The sequence below is a fragment of the Arthrobacter bambusae genome, from assembly GCF_030812595.1.
Taxonomy (GTDB): Bacteria; Actinomycetota; Actinomycetes; order Actinomycetales; family Micrococcaceae; genus Arthrobacter; species Arthrobacter bambusae_B.
The window spans coordinates 280,665-299,860 of the sequence record NZ_JAUSSZ010000001.1 but is presented as its reverse complement, the minus strand read 5'-3'; the positions used below and the strand labels follow the sequence as shown (position 1 = coordinate 299,860).

Sequence of the window (19,196 nt, the reverse complement as noted above, 5' to 3'; positions counted from 1 at the left end):
CGACCAGGGCTCTCACCTGACGTCTACCGCCACTCCCTGACACGCTTGACTGACCTGCCCGAACAGGCTCGTAATGAAGGCCTGCGGGAGTTTCCGCGGCTCAGGTCGGGCGTTAATATCTTTGGAGGCCGCGCAGGCGGCCCCGATCTCCCAAGAGGTGACGAATGTCCGAGGACCGTGTGTCGTACGGTTTCCCCCTTCCGGAAGGCGAAGTATGCCCCACGGGTTCGTTTCTGCTGTCGCTGGAAACTGGCCGGAGTGAGTGGTCCGACGGCCTGTACCGGATGCACCGCTACACGCGCGGTGAAATCGTTCCTACCCGCGACCTGGTCCTCGCCCACATGCATGCGGAGGACAGGGATGCAGCCAGGCAGCTCATTGAAACCCTCGCCCGTGATGGCGGTCAAGCATCCAACTTCCACCGCATCATCGACAGCACCGGACGGGAGCACCGGGTCCTCACGGTCGCCGAGGCCGACCGGGATGAAACCGGAAAGATCACGGCGATTCACGGCCTCACTGTCGACCTGACCCGTTCAATAGCGATCGAGAGCGGCCACGCCGCCGCTTCCGCCCTAGTGAACGCCTATGCCAGCCGCAGTGTCATCAAACAGGCCAAGGGCATCCTCATGGGCTACTTCAACATCGGCCCGACCGAAGCATTCGACCGGCTCGCGGCATACAGCCAGAACACAAACGTCAAAGCGTCGGCACTAGCCACCCAGCTCGTTGCCGCCGCGGAAACCGGACGCGTCAAGGAACTCCTCGGTGCATGGGCAAAGCGAACCTCACGTCAGCACAACGGAACGCCCACCCAATAGCCAAGCCACGCAAGCCGGGCACACGTAGGTCACGCAACGTGCGAACATCAGGCGCCGGGTTCTCCGCCGTACGTCTTACAGGTCGGGGTCGGCGAACCGGTCCGGCGCCGTGTCGAGGAGGAGAGCTTCGAGTACGCGGAGTTGTGCGGTGGCCCGGTCCAACAGTTCTGTGACACGGTCCTGCCCGATGCGTGGCTCAGTGCGGGACAACACCACCAAGGTCTTCCAGAGCAGCGATTTTCCGGTCACGGCGCTGATGAGGGCTTCGAGTTCAAGTTGTTCGGCGGCGCCGGTTCTGGCGTGGAAGGGATTGATGGGTCCGAGGGAGCCAAGCAGGGCCCCGGCCCTCGCGAAGGGCTTTTTATAGGCGGGGATGCCCATCCCGAGCGTTTCGGCGATCCCGTGCAGGGCGTCTTTGTCGGTGCGAACATCGTTCCGGAGCCGTGCGATGGTCGCCCCCTCGGGCGAGTCCCGCCAGGTCCCGGCCGCGTGGGCGAAGAGACGTTCGCCTGCTGCGGCGGCGATCAGGTGGCTGTGCAGGTACGTCTGCAACGAGTCCGTCGCGGTGCCGCTGCGGTCGCGCTGGAAAATCTTCATGATCATGCCCCTTCAGCGGCTGCGGTGGTGTCTTTGAGGTGTTGCCCGAGCCCGGCCAGGAGGATGCTGATTCCCTCATCCAGCTCCTGGGCGCCGTCGTATTCGAGCAGCTCCGGGGCCAGGCTGCGCAGGTGCGGGAAGTCCCGCAGCGACAGGCGCTGGAGTCCGAGTCGCAGCAGTGCCTCGTTTTCGTGCGGGTCCGCGATGAGTTCCTGGAGTTCGTTGAGGATGTGTCCGTAGAGGAAGCCGTAAAAGGCACGGTAGACGTGCAACGCACCGCGCGGGGAGAAACCGGCACGGATCAGGATCCCCAGGATCTGCTCCAAAGGCCGCAGCGTTCCGGCCGGGCGCAGACCCAGGGGCGTGGACAGCGGACCGGTGACCAGCAACGGCACCACGTTCGGATGCCGCAGGCAGACCCGGCGCAGTTCATGGGCCATCCGGCGCAGCTGGCCCTGCCAATGCACATCGTCCGGGAACGTTTCCAGTTCCTCCAAGACCAGTTCCGCAACCCCGGCGAGCACTTCTTTCCGGTTGGCGGTATACCGGTATACCGCCATTGGATCACGGCCGAGGACCTGCCCGAGCCGGCGCATGCTCAACGCCTCGAGCCCGTGTTCATCCACCAGATCCAACGCCGCCCGCAGCACAGTCCTGCGGTTGAGGGGGCCAGGTCCCGCACGGTGCCCTGCAGTGTCGTCACGTTCCATGATTTTCTCCGAGCTCCCCGGGCCGCCGGGAATCCCGGAAAGGCACTTGCACTGCCGCAAGTCTACGCCTGATGTCTACACTGTAGAGGTTTGGACCCATCGTGATGTAAGGGAAGTCGGCCGCCGTCCTTCGATAGGTTGGTCCTGTAAAGCAGGCCACGGGTAAACCGATGCATTGGAGAAGACGTGAAGGCGATTGTGTACGACCAGACAGGTTCGTCCTCGGTGCTGAAGCTTCAGGACAAGCCCTTGGCTGCTCCCGGCCCGGGTGAGGTCCGGGTCCGCGTGGTCGTGTCCGGTGTGAACCCCACCGACTGGAAGTCCCGGGCAGGCGGAGGAGGAAGCCGGCCGCTGGAAGCACCGAAGGTTCCCAATCAGGACGGTGCCGGCGTGATCGACGAGGTCGGCTCCGGAGTAACAGGGCTTAGCGTCGGAGACCGCGTCTGGCTCTGGGACGTCGCCTGGGGCAGCCATGAAGGCACAGCACAGGAGTACGCGGTTGTATCGGCGGCCAAAGCACTGGTTCTTCCGGACGCCGAATCCTTCGACACAGGCGCGTCCCTCGGAATCCCGGCCCTGACGGCGCATCGGGCGTTGAGCTCGAACGAGGATGGCCCTGCCAGGCTCTCCCCCGGATCGTTGGCGGGTCGAACGGTTCTGATCACCGGAGGCGCAGGCGCAGTTGGACACGCTGCAATTCAGCTCGCGGGCTGGGCCGGAGCAACCGTCATCACGACCGTCAGCGGAGACCGGAAAGCTGAACTCGCACGCCTCGCCGGGGCCCATACAGTCATCAACTACACCACCGACGACGTCGTGGCTGCCGTCCGTGCAGCCGTCCCCGGCGGCGTCGACACCATCGTTGACGTAAACGCTCCAGCCAACATCGACTCAGATGTGCAGGTTCTCAAGCCAAGCGGAACCATAGCCATCTACGCGGCGAATCCAGGGGAATCAGTGACAGTTCCCGTCCGTGAAAGCATGACGAAGAACATCCGCTACCAGTTCATCCTCACGTACACCGTGACGGACGAGCAGAAACAGCACGCCGTGGCCGCGGTCTCCGAGGCGCTGGAGGCCGGCGCGCTGCGCGTTGGTGAAGAACACGGCCTGCCTCTGACCCGTTTCCCGCTGCAAGCGACCGCCGCAGCACATGACGCGGTTGAGCAGGGCACCATCGGTAAAGTGCTCATCGACGTCGCACCTCCATCCTGATCTCCCCCTGCTCACCTACAGCGGCCCATCCACCAACGCCCACTCACCTACAGCAGCCCATCCACCAACCCCCGGTCACCTACAGCAGCCCATCCACCAACCCCCGGTCACCTACAGCAGCCCATCCACCAACCCCCGGTCACCTACAGCAGCCCATCCACCAGCGCCCACTCACCTACAGCAGCCCATCCCGATTTTTTCGCGTGACCGGGCGTCCGGGAAATTCGGCCCCTAGCTGACCGGGCGTCCGGGAAATTCGGCCTGTAGGTGACCGGGCGTTCGGGGGATTTATTCGCCCAGACCGAGCCCGGGTATCCGCAGTCCGAATATTACAACCTCGGAGTCGCTGTGCAGGTGGTCGACTCCTCACCGTGCGGGCACGACGACGAGGACTACCCTCCGGACGCCCGCAGCTAGCCCGAGCGCACTGCTCCAACGACCACATCGCGGGATTCCGTGGAGTCTGGGGGTTCTGCCGATTTGTCCAAAATGGTCAGCTTGGGCGTCCTCGCCAATGACTCCGGCAGCTTCGCCATCCCGGCAGGGGTTGATCTGGCGCAGTACCCCATAGTCGACATCTCCGACCAGCCATACAACGGGGATCCCGCCCACTCCGCCGATAGCATCGTCCGCGGAAAGCCCAACCCAAAAGCTGAGCCGCTGCCCCGGTCCTGCGCCCTGCCACTGCTCTGCACTACGGACCCGGACTACGACAACCAGCCTGGTAGCTCAACTGTGCGGTAGCCTATCGTCCCATGGTCGATGCGCAGCGGTTCCGAATACTCCTCGAGGAGGAACGTGACCGCAAGGTTGCGCTCTTGAAAGCCCTCCAAGGCGACATCACGTCGGTAAACGCCGCCAGGCAGGACGCGAACGTCGACGACGAGCACGATCCGGAAGGAAGTACGATCGCCTTCGAACTTTCCCAGGCTTCCGCCCTCATGGAGCAGAGCCGGGTGGGCCTGGAACAGATCGAGGCCGCTTTGCTGCGGATTACCGACGGGAGTTACGGACTCTGCGCCATCTGCGGCAAGCCCATCGCGGAGGGCCGCCTGGAGGCAAGGCCTTGGACGCCGTACTGCATGGAACACGCGTCCGGCCGGAGCTAAGGCAATGTGCAAGTACCGCACCGATAAATTAGCCACCACGCTTGGATGGTCCAGGACCGCCGCCATGATGGCAAAAAGCAAGGAAAGATGAGTGCCATGGAGGAACAAGCGAAATCACTGAAGCAGCGCGGGGTCCTGTTTGATGTAGACGGAACCCTGCTGGACTCAAGCTATTTCCATGCCATCGCCTGGTGGCAGGGGTTCCGGCAGCAGGGGTTGACGGTTCCCATGGCGTCAATCCACCGGCACATTGGCATGGGCGGGGACAGGCTCCTTGACCGGCTGCTCCCGCCCGATTCGGACGAAGACACCCGGAAAGAAATTGAACAGGCCCATGGGGCAATATTCTCGACCTTCTGGCCGGTTATCCGGCCCTTCGACGCAGCGACCGACCTGGTGCGAACCTGCGCCGAATCCGGATTCGCCGTAGCTTTGGCCTCATCGGCGCACCCGCGGGACCTCCACGTGCTCCGGGGCATCCTGGAGGCCGACGCCTGGATCGACTGCGTGACAAGTTCAGCTGACGCCGCCGAGAGCAAGCCCTCCCCCGATATCCTCCAGGTGGCTCTCGAACGCCTCGGACTACGGTCGGAGGATGTCGTCTATGTCGGCGATTCCGTCTGGGATGTCCAGGCGGCGGCCCGACTCGACATAGGCACCATCGGCCTCACGTGCGGAGGGATCAGCGAAGCCGAACTCCTCGCGGCAGGTGCGCTTGAGGTCTATGCGGATCCCCGTGCCCTGCTTCGGGACCTGGAAAGCAGCCCCATCGGAAAGCTCGCAGGGCCGCCGAGCGCTTAGGCAATTGACCCCTCGCCGGCTAGGCGACGGCGCCTTTCGTGACGCGGTCTGAGGCAATAAGCCAGATTTCGGGCGCTGCCCAGGCCAAGTGTGGACACAAAGCCCGTTGCCCAAAAAGGCGTTGCCCAAAAAGCCGATGCGATCTAGCGTGGAAGGATCATTTGTCCATAAACAACCTCAAGGACCCAAGCCCCTTGTCATCCCGGGGGCCGGTCATCCCAGGAGGCAGCGAGTGACTCTTTATCAACCGGAGCCAGTTGAAATTTCCACCAGGATGCGTCCGGGCGAGTGGACCGAGGAAAGTCTCAACGCCCTCATCCTTTCCTACCGGGACAAGCTTGTGGGTATGGGCGCCTCGGTTTCCGACATCCAAATCGAGAGCGAACGAGATGACCGTGGCGGAGTGAACGTGATCGCCACATGGATCAAGCCGGAGCTCCCCCAAACGCCCCCGGCGTCGGGCGACGAAGTCTAGCCAGAACCGGCGCAGGGACGGGGCCACAGGCCCAAGGTCCGATGGGTTCGGCTCCTTGGTCCCCGTCAGGGATTCGGATTTTCGACGTACGCCTGCGGTCCACGTCGTGGCTTTCGATACCTGCGGCATGCCGTGCTTCGAAGATGGAAAACTCAAGGGCCATGCTGTGGCGGAGTTCCAGGGACGCATGTTGGCGGAAGTCTGAGAGTCCTTCGCGTTCTTCCTCCGCCATGTGGTCGCCGTTGACTTTATTGACTTCGGTCAGCGCCGCCCACCATTCGGGGGTGCCGGGAGGGTAGGTCTCCACACCGGCTATTGCGTCCCGGATTTCGTTGTGGTCGTGGACTGCATCGGTTGTCTCGTCCGCGGCAGAGTCCTTGCCGCCCTCTCCCTTGCCGAGCTTCAACAGGGCCGGGTAGAACATGGTTTCTTCAGCTTTGGCGTGAACTTCGAGAAGGATGCGGAGCCGTTTCCATACAGCGGTAAGGTCCTCCGCGCCGCTCTCATGCATGCTGTCCAGCAGGGCGAAAAGACGCCGTTGTTCGTGGTGATCGTTGAGAATCACATCTGCGATGTCCATCGTGTTCCTTCCAAATTGTGTCGTGTCGTCAGCCTATGCCTGCCGTCAACGGACGCAATGATGGAAGCGATAACCTTGCCCTTCAGACACCCGGCATGTCCTGCGTCTCCACGCTGCCCGCCCGGTCGTAGACCAGCGACACTGCCCCCTTCGGGAAGGTGCGCGCCGGCTCGGCGAGGCGGAAGGAGGCCGGGACGGTCCCGGCGTCAAAGATGCGCTTGCCCTGCCCGAGGGTGATCGGATACAACCAGATGTGAAGGCGGTCGAGCACGTCCGCGGCAAGTAGCGACCGGATCAGGACGCCGCTACCGAACATGTGCACCTCGTCGAACTCTTCACGAAGCCGGCCCGCTGCCTCTGCATTTGGCAGCACCTTGGTGCCCGCCCACGCCGGCGCAGCCAGTGAATTCGAGACGACGAACTTGGGCACGCGGTTGAGCGTGTTGCCGATATCGCCGGACTGGTGCGGCCAGTAGGCCGCGAAAATGTCGTAGGTCTTCCGGCCAAGGAGCAGGGCGTCGATCCGGCCAATTTCCTCACCGATGGCAGCGCCGGCCTCGTCATCGGACACCGGCGCCTGCCAACCACCGAAGGCGAATCCGCCAGCGGTATCTTCTTCGCTGCCGCCCGGCGCCTGGTAGACGCCGTCGAGGGTGACAAACAGATTGGCGACGATGATTCCCACGGACCCATTCTGGAACAGGGCCTAATCGCTGTCCATACCCAGCACCTGTGACAGAAAGGGCTGGGAGTCATCCTCAGGGTCAGTCCGCTCCGGTGCCGCGGTGAGATGCTCCGCAGCGCAACCACCACACATCACCCTTGGTCGGCGGGGTTCGACTTTCCCGTCACCTCCGGCGTGAGCGGAAGGTCGATGGATTGGAATTCGAATTCATCCTCCTCAACTGCCGCGGCAATATCCTCGGGTGTCATCGCGAGGCTGACCGCGTAGTGGAACATGATGAGGCTGAAGACAACCACGAAGACGATATCGATCCACTCAGGCAGGACGTTAAGCGATCCATTTCCGTAGCGGCCCAAGAGACCGATGACAAGGATGCCGATCAGCCAGGGCCAGATCCAGGATGCGGCACGCCAGTCGATGTCGCGGCGCTGCTGCAGGGATTTTGAGCGGCGGAGCGCAATCTCGAAAATGATGCGGCCAAGGAGAATCGCTGTCAGCAGCTTCCATATCGCTTCGAACCCGGACCAATAAATGATCAGGTTCGCGGCCACGAACCCCAACGGGGTCAGGACCGACGGCCATGGAACCCGGTATGGGTGTTCACGTCCGGAGTGTTGGCGGACAAGCGCGCCCAAGGAAACCGGGGCGAAGGCATACATGATGGCCGTAGCGTCGGTGACCAGCCCGACCAAGGACTGCCAACTGGGGAACGGTAGCAGGGCGATTATTCCCACACCGAAGGACAGCACGATGGACCCGAACGGAACGCCGCGCTTGCTGACCTTGGTGAGCGCCCCGGGCAGGGCGTCGTCCTCACCGAGGGCGTAGGAAATGCGCGCGGAGGTGCCGACGTAGACCAGGCCCGTGCCTGCTGGCGAGACGACCGCATCGATGAGAAGAACGGTCGCCAGCCATCCCGCTCCCGCCGTAATGGCCAGAGCGTAGTAAGGACCGAATGAACCGGTCCCCACCGGGTTCTTCCAATCGTGGGCGATGTCAGCGGGGTTGAGGGCCCCGATGAACGCAACCTCCAGAAGGATGTAGATCGCTGCGCCGATGAACATCGCGATGATGATCGCTCTGGCAACATCCTTCTTGGGGTTGCGGGCTTCCCCTGCCATCTGGGCGGCCTGTTCGAACCCTTGAAGTGCAAACACCACCCCTAGCGGAAGCGCCGCGAAAATCCCGTGAATGCCGTTCGGCGCGAAGCCACCCGCCCCCTGGCTGAAGTTCCCCGGGTGGAAGGTAAGGATCATGAGCACGACGATCGTAAGGACCGGAACCACGGTCTTCCAGATCACCAAAATAATGTTGCTGTCCGAGAGCCACTTCGCGCCGAGGAGATTGATCACCGTGAACAGCGCCAGCGAGAGAACGGCGATGAGCAACCCGATCGGAGTCAGCGTCGAGTCAGGGTTGACCATCTTGATACTTGAAGCCCACGGCGCGCTGGCAAGATAGGTGATGCTCCCTTCCACCTCGATGGGGGCGATCGTCACCGCTTGAAGGTATCCCGCCCACCCCGCGGTGAACCCGGCGAGGGCACCGAACGCATAATGCGGGTACCGCGCCGTCCCGCCGGCCACCGGATAGGCCGCCCCCAGATCGGCATGAATGAGCGCCAAAACCACCAGCAGCACCGCCGCGAGCACCCACGAGATGATCGACGCCGGACCTGCGGTCTGCGCCGCGCCAAGGGCACCCAGCAACCACCCCGACCCGATGATGGAACCGAGGGAAACAAACAGCAATCCCCAGAACCCGACGACCCTTTTCAGGGCATGCAACCGGCCCTCGCCGGAGCTGACTACAACCTCGCTCGTCACATAAACCACTCCCTCGGAGGGTCATATACAGCCATGATCCCTTGACGATAGCGAGGCCGCCGCAATCAGGAAAGAGCCATTGCAACGAAAATCTCGAGAGGCCGCGAATTCCACGGCTAAGAGAGCGCTATGTCAATGGCCCAGGTGCGGATTTGCAGCTCCGGCGCGGCTTAGGCCGTCTGGCCAGCGTGCTGACCCTCCGAAATTTCTTCCAGCAGCTTGCTGTTGAATGCCGGAAGATCATCCGGGTTTCGGCTCGTCACCAGGCCCTGGTCCACCACCACTTCCTCATCGCTCCAGTTGGCCCCCGCGTTCCGGAGGTCGGTCTGGAGCGTGTGGTACGAGGTGACATTGCGGCCTTTGACCACGCCGATTTCGATCAGCAGCCACGGTCCATGGCAGATTGACGCCACCGGCTTGTGCTGCTCGAAAAACGTACGGGCGAAGGTCTGCGCGTCCTTGTCTACACGGAGGTGGTCCGCATTGACGACCCCGCCGGGGAGTACCAACGCGTCAAAGTCGGCGGGGTTGGCTTCTGCAACCAACATGTCCACTTCGAAGGTATCGCCCTTGTCGACGCCTTTGAAGCCTTGGAGTCGTCCTTCCGATGGGGCTACCAAGGTGGGTTCGCCTCCCGCGTCCTTCACGGCCTGCCATGGACTGGTGAGCTCAACCTGCTCGACGCCGTCCGTCAACAAGAATGCAACTTTCTTGCCTGCGATGCTGTGTTCTGACATTTCTCCTCCTCCGATGGACGGCCGGGACATTTTCGTGCGCAGCGCCAGCCGCTGTGAGAGTTTTTGACTAACGACTCCCAGCTTAGGCAAGCCCAAAGTAATCAGCAAGCTTACTACTTTGGGCTTGCCATCCGTCCTTTATTCGAGTTCGGCAATGGTACGGCCGGTGCGGTCGGGAGCGAGGACGGAGAAGACGACGCCGGCCACAGGGCCGATGATGCCGAGGGCGAGGGCGAAGGGGACGGTGCCTGCGAGCGTGAGCGCGAACAGGGGGAAGACTCCGGCGCCGAGGCCTCGTCCGACGTAGTAGCTGGCGCTGGAGCCGGTGGAGCGGATGCGGGTGGGGAAGAATTCGGACATCCAGACGCCCAGGACGCCGAATCCTCCGGCACCGCCGGCGCACATCATGAGTGCCCAGAAGCCTTGCGAGGTCCAGAACGCGCCGGTGATTTGCGCGTGCCCGGAAGAGAGCAGAGCAAGGAACCAGACGAAGCCGACGGTCCCGAAGACGCAGGCTGCTGTGAACGCGTATTTGCGGCGGATGCGGTCGGAGACCAAGCCGGTGGCCGAGTAGGTGATGATTGTGGACACATAGCCGAGCAAGACGATCAGGCTCACGGCGTCGAGGGACAGTTGCTGGGTCTTGAGCAGGTAAGTGGACAGATAGGCGCCCACGGAGTTAGTGGTGAGGAACATCGCCGTCGAGAGGATCATGAAGAGCACGGTGCCGTAGGCGAAGCGGGGGCGGAAGATATCAATCATTGGGACTTTGGAGCGGCGCAGTTCAGGCGGGAGGGTGCCGTTCTTGCGGTGTTCTTGATAGGCCAACCATTGCTTGGATTCGGGCAGGAGTTTCAGGGAGGCTGCGCCGATCACCAGACTGATCAGGCCGATGGTGACGTAGCCCGCGCGCCAGCCGAGATCGTGCCCTAGGACGGATAGGAACAGGTAGGTGAGTCCTGCGGTGAGGATTTCGCCGACGAAGTACATGGACTGGATGATGCCGCCCATGGTGCCGCGTTTCTTGGTCTGCCAGCACTCGGTGAACATGGAGAATGAAAGGCCGAACAAACCGCCCATCCCAATTCCGGCGAGCACGCGGGTCAGGAGGAACATTTCGTAGTTGCTAGCCAGACCGCCGAGCGTCGCTGCGACGCCGAAAGCGAGGACGGAGATCGCGAAAGTTCGACGGCGGCCGAGCGTGTCGCCGAGGGTGCCGAACACAAACCCGCCGAGGATGGAGGCGAAGCCCTGGACCGTCGCGACCGTGATCAGGGCGATCGTGGAAACGTGCAAGCTATCGGAAATGTACGCGAGGGGGAAGCCGATCAGGTTCAGTTCGGCGCCGTCGAACAGCGTGCCCAGAAGGGCGAACGCCAGGATGAACCGGATCTCCTTGCGCGTGTAGTACGTGGAAGTGCCTGCGGAACTTCCTTCCCCCCTCCCTCCTGGCCTTGGGCGTTCCTTGAGGGCGTGTGCGGTTTTATTCAGCTCGCGCATTGCGAGTCCTCCTTCTCCAGCTGCGGCGCTGGGGGTCTTCGTTGACCGGGATTGGAGAGTAGAAATTTTGGAGGGAAGGATGGCGGGCGTTATGCCCGCCATCCTCGGGATCCGGTCTCGTTCCTTGAGATCCGCCGGATCCTGCGTTTAGGCGGGAACCGTGACGGCGCCCAGGTTGGCGGACTTCAGGGCCAGGGCGATTTCATCGCCGGCACCTTCAGCAAGCGGGAGCAGCGGCGGCCGGACGGTGGCGTGTTCGAGTATGCCACGGGCGACGAGTCCTTCCTTCAGGGCCACGGTACCTTCCATGTGGGAGCCGCGGTGGTAGACGTTCTTGGTCACCGGCAGGAGGCGGTCGTGGATGGCGCGGGCGGCCGCGTAATCCTTGGCCTTACCGGCGGCGATCAGCTCCACGAGAGGTTCCGGAGCCAGTCCGCCGTAGCCGACGAGGGCGCCGTCGACGTCGAACATAGTATGCAGCAGGTACTCGTCGTGGCAGGTGAGGACCTGGAGTTCCGGGTAGGTGGCGCGCAGGACGGGGATTTCGGTGTCCCAGCGCTTCATGTTGCGTACGCCGTTCTTGGTGGCGAACACGCCTTCCTGGCCGGCGATCTCGAGCTGGGTGTCCAGATCGTAGGTGGCCTTGGTGGCATCCGGGTACTGGAACAGGATCAGCGGCAGCCCCGAGGTTTCGTAGATTTCCTTGTACCGGGTCTGCGGGGCACCCTTCTGGTAGCCGAAGCGGAGCCAGCCGTGGGACGGGTAAACGAGTCCTGCCTCCGCGCCGGCTTCCACGGCGCGCTTTGCTTCGAGGGCGGCGACGGTGTTTCCTTCACCGGTGATACCGGCGATGATCGGGATTTCACCGTTGACGGCGCTCTTGAACTCGCGGATGACCAGCGCCTGCTCCTCCTGGGTCAGGAAGGTGCCTTCACCGGCGTGGCCCAGAACGACCAGGCCCTTGACGCCTTCGACGCTGGCCAGCCAGCCGCCGAGCCGATGGATTGCGTCGACGTCGACGCTGCCGTCACGGTTGAACGGCGTTACGGGTGCGGGAACCAGCCCGCGAAGATCGATGGTCATGAGAGCTTCCTCTGTTGTCTTGATCGTAGTCCCGCTTATGATGAAAACGTTTGCGGGAACGTTTTCAAGTTTGCGCGTGTCGCAGCTCACTGTCAAGAGAACGTTTGCAAAAAGGAGGAATAGAGTGTCTGGTAGACCCTGTCTGAAGAGGAGAACCGCGATGGAACGGGCCGTACCGGCTGGAATTGTCACACTAAAAGATGTGGCGGCTGCCAGTGGCGTGAGCCTCTCCACAGCTAGCCGCGCATTGGATGAACGCATGGTGTCCCGGTCAGCAGCAGCAGCACATGTGCGAAAGATTGCGGAGGAACTCGGCTATCGACGGAACTCCTTCGCCTCAAGCCTCCGGCGCGGCGAAACAAGGACTCTCGGCGTCCTTGTCCCCCGCCTTAGCGACACCGTCATGGCCCTGATGTTCGAAGAACTCGAAAGGGCCGCGTCGTCCCGGGGCTACTTCGCCATGGTTGCGACCAGCGGGGATGACCCGGAGGACGAACGCGGCGCAGCCGAAACACTCTTGGACCGAAACGTCGACGGGCTGATTCTCGCCACCGCACGCCTGGACGACGAACTCCCCCGGCTGCTGCGTGAGCGCCGGGTAGCACATGCGCTGGTCCTCCGTACGGACGGCATTAGCCCATCCGCACTCGGAGACGACGAAGTCGGCGGCTACCTCGCCGTACGCCACCTCATCGACCTGGGACACCGCAACATCGCCGTTGTCACCGGCCCAACTTTCACCTCCAGCGGAACCGCCCGTCTGGCAGGAGCCCGCAGAGCCCTGGGCGAAGCAGGTGTTGCACCGCGGGAAGAGTGGCTGATCGCCGCCGGCTACGGAATCGAAGACGGCTACACCGCTGGCGAAACGCTCCTCGCCGGGACACAACCGACCCGCCCGACAGCGATCTTCGCGGCCAACGACAATATCGCGATGGGCGTTATGGCCGCAGCCCACCACAACGGCATTGCCATCCCTGATGATCTCGCCCTGGTCGGATACAACGACACCCCCCTCTCTGCACGGCTCCCCACGCCATTGAGCTCTGTGCGCGTTCCCCTGGACCAGATCGCGGCCAACGCCATCGAGCTCATCGTCAACCCAGGTACCGAACCCTTCATCCGCCGATCCTTGCCGACCCTTATTCCACGCCAATCGAGCGGAAAACCCAAGCACGCCGGCGGATAAAGCCCGAGTTCCGGGTGGAAGGGCGTCCGTCATCGGGCGTCTTTATTTACCACTGAGACGACTTGGGTCGCGTTGTTACGGGTTCCCTAGACCTTCACCAAAGCCGCAGCATAGAGTCCTGACCAAGGATCAAGAGCCCCGGCGCAAAGCTCTGGCTGGCCGGGCGGCAACCCTCTCCCGTAGCGGGGTGCCCCAGATGAGGATCCGGCCGCGGTGACCATCCGCGGCAAGTACGACGCCCGAGCGGGCGTCCGGTGCGCATGCTGGAGGGACAGCCATGACCGTGACAACTGTGCAGCATGCCGTCAGCGGGGCGGAGCTCCGCCGCGCGGTGGGGCATTGGACCACGGGCATCTCGGTCATCACGACCCGGAGCGGTGGGACCTTGGCCGGCCTCGTGAGCAACTCGTTCACCGACGTTCCGCGCATCGAGTGTCGCCCTTGGCAGCGGGTGGACGCTGGGGATCACGTAATCCTGATCGGCGAGACAGTGAGCGTCTCGGATCCGGAGAACTTCCGTCCCCTGACCAACCACGCCTACTGGGCCAAATAGCCTTCAAGCCCCTGTAGCAAACCGAGCCGCGCCCGGCAGCGGCGCCCGAAGCCTGGGCGCGGCTCGACACCCCCCTTATTTATCAACCTGATGCTGCGCACGGAGTCCCGTGCGCCCCGTCCGGCTGCCTTCGTGCGCCGCAAAACCCCGAGGAAACCATGAAGAGACTCACGTCCATTGCAGGCATATCGATCGCTGCGGTCCTCGCCCTGGCCGTTTCGGCCTGCTCCGGCCCCGCCTCCGCCACGAGCGGAGGGCAAGAGGTCAGCGAGCTCCGGTACCAAGGCTCAGCGAACAGCGTGGTCCTGCCAGAGCTCGCCGAGGACCTCGGCTTCCTCGGCAACGTCAGGCTCAAGTGGGTCGGCAACACCACCAGCGGACCGCAGGACATCCAGTCCGCCGCGACCGGGCAGACGGACTTCGGCGGCGCGTTCGCTGGAGCGGTCGTGAAACTCGTCGAGGCCGGCGCGCCCGTCAAGGCGGTCGTGAATTACTACGGCGAGGACGAAAAGACCTTCACGGGCTTCTACGTAAAGAACGAGAGCACGATTCACAGCGCACGCGACCTGATCGGCAAGAAGGTCGCCGTCAACACGCTCGGAGCGCATTCCGAGGCCGTCATCGACACCTGGCTCGAGAAGAACGGCCTCTCGCAGAACGAGATCAAGCAGGTCCAATTCGTGGTGCTTCCCCCGAACGACACCGAGGAGGCGGTCCGTCGTGGCCAGGTCGACGTCGGCTCGCTGAGCGGGGTCCTGCAGGACAACGCGATCGCGGCCGGCGGCCTCCGCTCGCTGTTCAGCGACTACGGCCTCTTCGGGACGTTCGCGGGCGGCCAATATGTCTTCCGCAGTGACTTCCTCGCGCAGAATCCTGACACGGTAAAAACCTTCACCACGGGGGTGGCGAAGGCCATCGAATGGGAGCGCACCACGCCGCGCGACCAGGTGATCCAGCGCTTCACCCAGATCATCGAAAAGCGCAACCGGGGCGAAAGCACCAAGAACCTCCAGTACTGGAAGAGCGTCGGCGTCCCGAAGGCCGGAATCATCACCGACACCGACTTCTCCCGCTGGGAGAAATGGCTCAATGAATCCGGAATTGTGAACGGACCGCTTACCCCCTCCAAGTACTACACCAACGAATTCAACCAGCTCGCCACGGCGCAGCCGACAAGTTCGAAAGGATGACCAATGACGCCGAAAATCAGCCTCCGCGACGTCAGCCAGCACTTCTCCGTGCGCGGAGGATCCCTCACGGCCCTCGAGAACGTCACCCTCGACGTCCGCCCAGGGGAATTCCTCACCCTCGTGGGTCCGAGCGGCTCGGGAAAGACCACTCTCCTCGACCTGCTCGCAGGGCTCACGAAACCGACCTCGGGCGAGGTCCTCGTCAACGGCCGGCCGGTCACCGGACCGGGCCAGGACCGTGCCGTCGTATTCCAGCAGTACGCGCTGTTCCCGTGGCGCACTGCAGCCCTCAACGTCTCGATCGGACTCGAGGGCACGGGCCTGAGTAAGCGCGAACGCGCCGAGAAAGCCAGGCACTACCTTGGGCTCGTAGGCCTGGCCGGCTTCGAGGACCGCTACCCGCACGAGCTCTCGGGCGGGATGAAGCAGCGGGTGGCGATCGCCCGCAGCCTGGCCTACGAGCCCGAGATCCTCCTCATGGACGAGCCCTTCGCCGCCCTCGACGCCCAGACCCGCGAACAGCTCCAAGGCGAACTCCTGAAGATCTGGAGGGCCACCGGCAAGACGATCGTGTTCATCACCCATGGCATTGAGGAAGCCGTTTACCTGGGCCAGAGGGTCGCGGTCCTGAGCTCCCGCCCCGGGCGGCTCAAAGCCATCGTGGACATCCACCTCCCGGAGCACGACGACGACGACGAGGCGGACATCCGCTCGCACCCCGCTTTTGTCGACTACCGCCACCAGGTCTGGGGCCTCCTTCACGATGAGGTCCGCCGGGCCCAGGAATCCGGACATCGCAAGATACTGCCCGACGGCTCGGCGTCCGACGAGCCGGTGCCCGCGCCCCAGGGCCACGACCGCGAAAGGAGCCTGTCCAATGTCAGTGCTCGCTAGCTCTCCCATCCAGGCGTCCGAAGCGAAGGCCGCCCCGGAGTCCGTCTCGTCTCCCACGGGAGCCATCCCCGCTGCCGCTGTTTTCCGGCGTGCTGTCGCCGTCGTCCGCTCCGGCCTGTGGAAGTCTGCCGCGATCGCCGCGTTCCTGCTGCTGTGGGAGGTCGGGCCGCTGTGGCTCGCGCCGCCCTCGACCCGGGTGTTCCTCCCGCCCCTGCACGACGTGCTCGGTGCGACCTGGAAGCTCCTCGCCACCGGTGCGCTCGAAGGGCACCTGGTGGCAAGCCTCACCCGTTCGGTCACGGGGTTCGGTGTCGCCGTCGTGCTCGGGATCGCTGCCGGGCTGCTCGTGGCGTGGTACCGGCCGGTCAATACGTTCATCACCCCGCTGCTGGAGGTGTTCCGCAACACGGCTGCGCTTGCGCTGCTGCCGGTGTTCACGCTCCTGCTCGGCATCGGCGAGGAATCGAAGATAGCGATCGTCGCCTACGCCGCGTTCTTCCCCGTGCTGCTGAACACGATCGCCGGCGTCCGCACGGTGGACCCGCTGCTCGTGCGGGCGGCGCACTCGCTCGGGCTGACGAGCCCCGCCCTGTTCCGCAAAGTGATCCTGCCCTCGGCCGTGCCCACTATCTTCACCGGCATCCGGATGGCCGGCACGGCGTCGATCCTCGTGCTCATCGCCGCGGAGATGGTCGGGGCGAAGGCGGGGCTCGGCTACCTGATCGTCAACGCGCAGTCCAGCTTCCTCATCCCGGACATGTACGCCGGAATCCTCACCGTCTCGCTCCTCGGCCTCGCCGTGAACTTCCTCCTGGTTGCACTAGAGCGCCACTTCTCGCGCTGGCGCACCGGGGCCCGATCCTAGTTCGTTCTCCTCTCCAACTCCCATGCAAAGGAAATCATCATGACCACCACCGTTGAAACCCGGCTCGACTTCACCAAGCTCGGCTCCCGCATCGGCGCCGAAATCCGCGGCCTCGACCTCAGCCAGGACCTCTCGTACGAGACCGTCGCCCAGATCCGCGAGGCCCTCAACCAGCACAAGGCACTCGTCTTCCGCGAGGCGAACATCCGAACGGACGAAGACCAAGTGCGCTTCGCGTCCCGGTTCGGTCCGCTCACGAAAGCGCACCCGACGGTCGCGTCCGTGGACGGGGCGGAGAACGTCCTCCCGGTCGACAGCGAAGACGGCTCGGCCAACACCTGGCACACCGATGTCACGTTCGTGCTGAACCCGCCGCAGGCCTCGACCCTGCGCAGCGTCACCCTGCCGGCCTACGGCGGGGAGACGCTCATCGCCTCCTCCGCCGGGGCGTACCAGGACCTGCCCGTGGAGCTGCGGAACTTCGCGGACACCCTCTGGGCCATCCACACAAACGACTACGACTACTCCGTGCCGAAGAACCTCGAGCACGAGGGCGCCGAGGAGCGCCGCAGGGTCTTCACCCGGGTCAAATACCAGACCGCGCACCCCGTGGTGCGGGTGCATCCGCTGACCGGCGAGCGCGGGCTGTTCATCGGCGGCTTCGCGCAGCGGCTGCGGATCGTGGGGCTGTCCAACACGGAGTCGAAAGACATCCTCCGCCTGCTCCAGGCGTACATCACGCGGCCCGAGAACGTGGTGCGGGTGAACTGGGAGCCGAATCAACTGGTCCTGTTCGACAACCGCATCACCCAGCACTACGCGCCCTCCAACTACGACAACCAGCCGCGCAAGCTTAACCGCGTGACCGTGGCCGGGGACGTCCCCGTGGGCGTGGACGGCACGAAGAGCCAGGCAATCGAGGGCGACTCCTCCCACTACTCCGAGATCGTCTCTGTCGGGGCGGGGGTCTGAGCGTGGGAAAGAGACTGCACCTGAACGCGTTCCTGATGAGCACCGGCCATCACGAGGCATCGTGGCGGCTCTCCGAGAGCGACCCGCACGCCGGGACGAGTCTGACGCATTTCACGGCCCTGGCGCAGACGGCGGAGCGGGGCAAGCTCGACTCGGTGTTCTTCGCTGACTCGCCCGTGCTGTGGGGATCGGTGGGGCGCAGGCCAGTCAGCGCCGTCGAGCCCACCGTGCTGCTCGCGGCGCTGGCGGCGGGGACCGAGCGGATCGGGCTCATCGCGACTGCCTCGACGAGCTACAACTCGCCGTACAACCTCTCCCGCCGATTCGCGTCGATCGACCACCTCTCCGGCGGCCGGGCCGGATGGAACGTCGTGACGACCGCAGGAGCCGATGCGGCGCGGAACTTCGGCCTCGACGACCAGCCGCTCCACCGCGCCCGTTACGAGCGCGCCGCGGAGTTCCTCGACGTAGCCTTCAAGCTATGGGACTCGTGGAACGACGACGCTGTCCTCGCCGACAAGGAGGCCGGGGTCTGGGCGGACGACGGGAGGGTGCACGCCGTCGAACATTACGGAGCGCATTTCTCGGTGCGCGGCCCGCTCGACGTCCCGCGCTCTCCGCAGGGGCGGCCCGTGATCGTCCAGGCCGGTTCCTCGGAGGACGGCAAGGACCTCGCTGCCCGCTATGCCGAGGCCGTCTTCACCGCCCAGCAGACCCTCGAGGAGGCCCAGGCGTTCTATAGCGATCTCAAGTCTCGGACCGCCGCGACCGGGCGCAATCCCGACGGGATCAAGATCCTCCCAGGGATCGTGCCGATCCTCGGCGGGACGGAGGCCGAGGCCTTGCGGCGGGAGCGGGAGCTCGACGAGCTCATCCGCCCCGAATACGCCCGAGACGAGCTCGCCAAGCAACTGCGCATCGCGCCCGAGGACCTGCCCCTCGACCGCGAACTGCCTGCCGAGCTGCCCGACGAGGACGAGATCGAGGGCGCGAAGAGCCGCTACACGCTCATCGTCGACCTCGCCCGACGGGAGCGGCTCACGGTGCGACAGCTCATCGGCCGCCTCGGCGGCGGGCGCGGTCATCGCACCCTCGCGGGGACCCCCGAGCAGGTTACCGACGCGCTCGAAACGTGGTTCCGTGCCGGTGCCGCGGACGGGTTCAACATCATGCCGGCGGCCCTGCCCGCAGGGCTCGGGGAGTTCGTGGACCACGTGGTCCCGTTGCTCCAAGCGCGCGGACTGTTCCGCGAAGAGTACACCGGCACGACCTTGCGCGAGCACTACGGACTGACCCGTCCCGTCAGCCAGTACGAACAGGCCGGCGCCACAGCCCCGGCTGCCCTCGGCTGAGCGAAGACTCAGCCGGTCCGCCCACTCTGGGGGTGGGGGGGATGG

General features: G+C 64.2%; 21 protein-coding genes and 1 riboswitch. Of the genes, 13 read left to right on the top strand and 8 right to left on the bottom strand.

Annotation, left to right across the window (positions count from 1 at the left end; all coding sequences use genetic code 11):
- The first annotated feature begins 164 nt into the window (after nt 1-164).
- The gene (locus tag J2S96_RS01440) at nt 165-821 is read left to right on the top strand and encodes a PAS and ANTAR domain-containing protein (RefSeq protein ID WP_306859170.1); all 657 of its coding nucleotides are present in this window, start codon (nt 165-167) and stop codon (nt 819-821) included.
- A 75-nt stretch (nt 822-896) separates the two neighbouring features.
- Here the strand turns inward: J2S96_RS01440 and J2S96_RS01435 are convergent, their stop codons facing one another.
- Both J2S96_RS01435 and J2S96_RS01430 read right to left on the bottom strand, forming a co-directional pair.
- Nucleotides 897-1,418, bottom strand: a complete 522-nt coding sequence (locus tag J2S96_RS01435) for a hypothetical protein (RefSeq protein ID WP_306859168.1) — start codon at nt 1,416-1,418, stop codon at nt 897-899.
- A gap of 2 nt (nt 1,419-1,420) precedes the next feature.
- The gene (locus tag J2S96_RS01430; RefSeq protein WP_306859166.1) at nt 1,421-2,128 is read right to left on the bottom strand and encodes a TetR/AcrR family transcriptional regulator C-terminal domain-containing protein; all 708 of its coding nucleotides are present in this window, start codon (nt 2,126-2,128) and stop codon (nt 1,421-1,423) included.
- 186 nt (nt 2,129-2,314) lie between these two features.
- Between J2S96_RS01430 and J2S96_RS01425 the strand changes: the two genes are divergently transcribed.
- The 5 genes from J2S96_RS01425 (at nt 2,315) to J2S96_RS01405 (ending at nt 5,728) form a co-directional block, all read left to right on the top strand.
- Nucleotides 2,315-3,343 (top strand): NADPH:quinone reductase, encoded by a 1,029-nt coding sequence (locus J2S96_RS01425; RefSeq protein WP_306859164.1) that lies wholly within the window; start codon nt 2,315-2,317, stop codon nt 3,341-3,343.
- Between the two features lie 498 nt (nt 3,344-3,841).
- Nucleotides 3,842-4,087: a hypothetical protein gene (locus tag J2S96_RS01420; protein WP_306859162.1), complete on the top strand. Its 246-nt coding sequence runs from the start codon at nt 3,842-3,844 to the stop codon at nt 4,085-4,087.
- Between the two features lie 11 nt (nt 4,088-4,098).
- Entirely contained in the window at nt 4,099-4,452 is a 354-nt protein-coding gene (locus tag J2S96_RS01415) for a TraR/DksA family transcriptional regulator (RefSeq protein WP_306859160.1), read from the top strand.
- An 87-nt stretch (nt 4,453-4,539) separates the two neighbouring features.
- Nucleotides 4,540-5,253, top strand: coding sequence for an HAD family hydrolase (locus J2S96_RS01410; RefSeq protein ID WP_306859158.1), 714 nt, complete (start codon nt 4,540-4,542; stop codon nt 5,251-5,253).
- 232 nt (nt 5,254-5,485) lie between these two features.
- Nucleotides 5,486-5,728 carry a hypothetical protein gene (locus J2S96_RS01405; protein ID WP_306859156.1) on the top strand — a complete coding sequence of 81 codons (243 nt, stop codon included), beginning with the start codon at nt 5,486-5,488 and terminating at the stop codon, nt 5,726-5,728.
- Here J2S96_RS01405 and J2S96_RS01400 read toward each other — a convergent pair.
- From J2S96_RS01400 to J2S96_RS01375, 6 genes are all read right to left on the bottom strand, one after another.
- Complete coding sequence (locus J2S96_RS01400; protein WP_306859154.1) at nt 5,679-6,308, bottom strand: hemerythrin domain-containing protein; 630 nt, start codon at nt 6,306-6,308, stop codon at nt 5,679-5,681. The genes J2S96_RS01405 and J2S96_RS01400 overlap by 50 nt on opposite strands.
- Nucleotides 6,309-6,390: 82 nt before the next feature.
- On the bottom strand, nt 6,391-6,993 hold the full coding sequence (locus tag J2S96_RS01395; protein WP_306859153.1) for a dihydrofolate reductase family protein: 603 nt from the start codon (nt 6,991-6,993) through the stop codon (nt 6,391-6,393).
- Between the two features lie 131 nt (nt 6,994-7,124).
- Nucleotides 7,125-8,819 (bottom strand): APC family permease, encoded by a 1,695-nt coding sequence (locus tag J2S96_RS01390; protein WP_306859151.1) that lies wholly within the window; start codon nt 8,817-8,819, stop codon nt 7,125-7,127.
- Between the two features lie 170 nt (nt 8,820-8,989).
- Nucleotides 8,990-9,556: a type 1 glutamine amidotransferase domain-containing protein gene (locus J2S96_RS01385; RefSeq protein WP_306859149.1), complete on the bottom strand. Its 567-nt coding sequence runs from the start codon at nt 9,554-9,556 to the stop codon at nt 8,990-8,992.
- Between the two features lie 138 nt (nt 9,557-9,694).
- Nucleotides 9,695-11,056 (bottom strand): MFS transporter, encoded by a 1,362-nt coding sequence (locus J2S96_RS01380; protein WP_306859147.1) that lies wholly within the window; start codon nt 11,054-11,056, stop codon nt 9,695-9,697.
- A 147-nt stretch (nt 11,057-11,203) separates the two neighbouring features.
- On the bottom strand, nt 11,204-12,139 hold the full coding sequence (locus J2S96_RS01375; RefSeq protein ID WP_306859145.1) for a dihydrodipicolinate synthase family protein: 936 nt from the start codon (nt 12,137-12,139) through the stop codon (nt 11,204-11,206).
- Nucleotides 12,140-12,299: 160 nt separating this feature from the next.
- Between J2S96_RS01375 and J2S96_RS01370 the strand changes: the two genes are divergently transcribed.
- The 7 genes from J2S96_RS01370 (at nt 12,300) to J2S96_RS01340 (ending at nt 19,151) form a co-directional block, all read left to right on the top strand.
- Entirely contained in the window at nt 12,300-13,325 is a 1,026-nt protein-coding gene (locus J2S96_RS01370; protein WP_306859143.1) for a LacI family DNA-binding transcriptional regulator, read from the top strand.
- Nucleotides 13,326-13,452: 127 nt separating this feature from the next.
- Nucleotides 13,453-13,564: riboswitch (SAM riboswitch) on the top strand.
- 38 nt (nt 13,565-13,602) lie between these two features.
- Nucleotides 13,603-13,878 (top strand): flavin reductase family protein, encoded by a 276-nt coding sequence (locus J2S96_RS01365; RefSeq protein ID WP_306859142.1) that lies wholly within the window; start codon nt 13,603-13,605, stop codon nt 13,876-13,878.
- 158 nt (nt 13,879-14,036) lie between these two features.
- Nucleotides 14,037-15,068: an ABC transporter substrate-binding protein gene (locus J2S96_RS01360; RefSeq protein ID WP_306859139.1), complete on the top strand. Its 1,032-nt coding sequence runs from the start codon at nt 14,037-14,039 to the stop codon at nt 15,066-15,068.
- A gap of 3 nt (nt 15,069-15,071) precedes the next feature.
- Nucleotides 15,072-15,962, top strand: coding sequence for an ABC transporter ATP-binding protein (locus J2S96_RS01355; protein WP_306859137.1), 891 nt, complete (start codon nt 15,072-15,074; stop codon nt 15,960-15,962).
- Complete coding sequence (locus tag J2S96_RS01350; RefSeq protein WP_306859135.1) at nt 15,946-16,827, top strand: ABC transporter permease; 882 nt, start codon at nt 15,946-15,948, stop codon at nt 16,825-16,827. The genes J2S96_RS01355 and J2S96_RS01350 overlap by 17 nt, the downstream gene beginning before the upstream one ends.
- A 39-nt stretch (nt 16,828-16,866) precedes the next feature.
- Nucleotides 16,867-17,799 carry a TauD/TfdA dioxygenase family protein gene (locus J2S96_RS01345; RefSeq protein ID WP_306859133.1) on the top strand — a complete coding sequence of 311 codons (933 nt, stop codon included), beginning with the start codon at nt 16,867-16,869 and terminating at the stop codon, nt 17,797-17,799.
- Nucleotides 17,800-17,801: 2 nt separating this feature from the next.
- A complete protein-coding gene (locus tag J2S96_RS01340) occupies nt 17,802-19,151 on the top strand; it encodes an LLM class flavin-dependent oxidoreductase (RefSeq protein WP_370872960.1) in 1,350 nt (449 codons plus the stop codon).
- Nucleotides 19,152-19,196 lie beyond the last annotated feature (45 nt).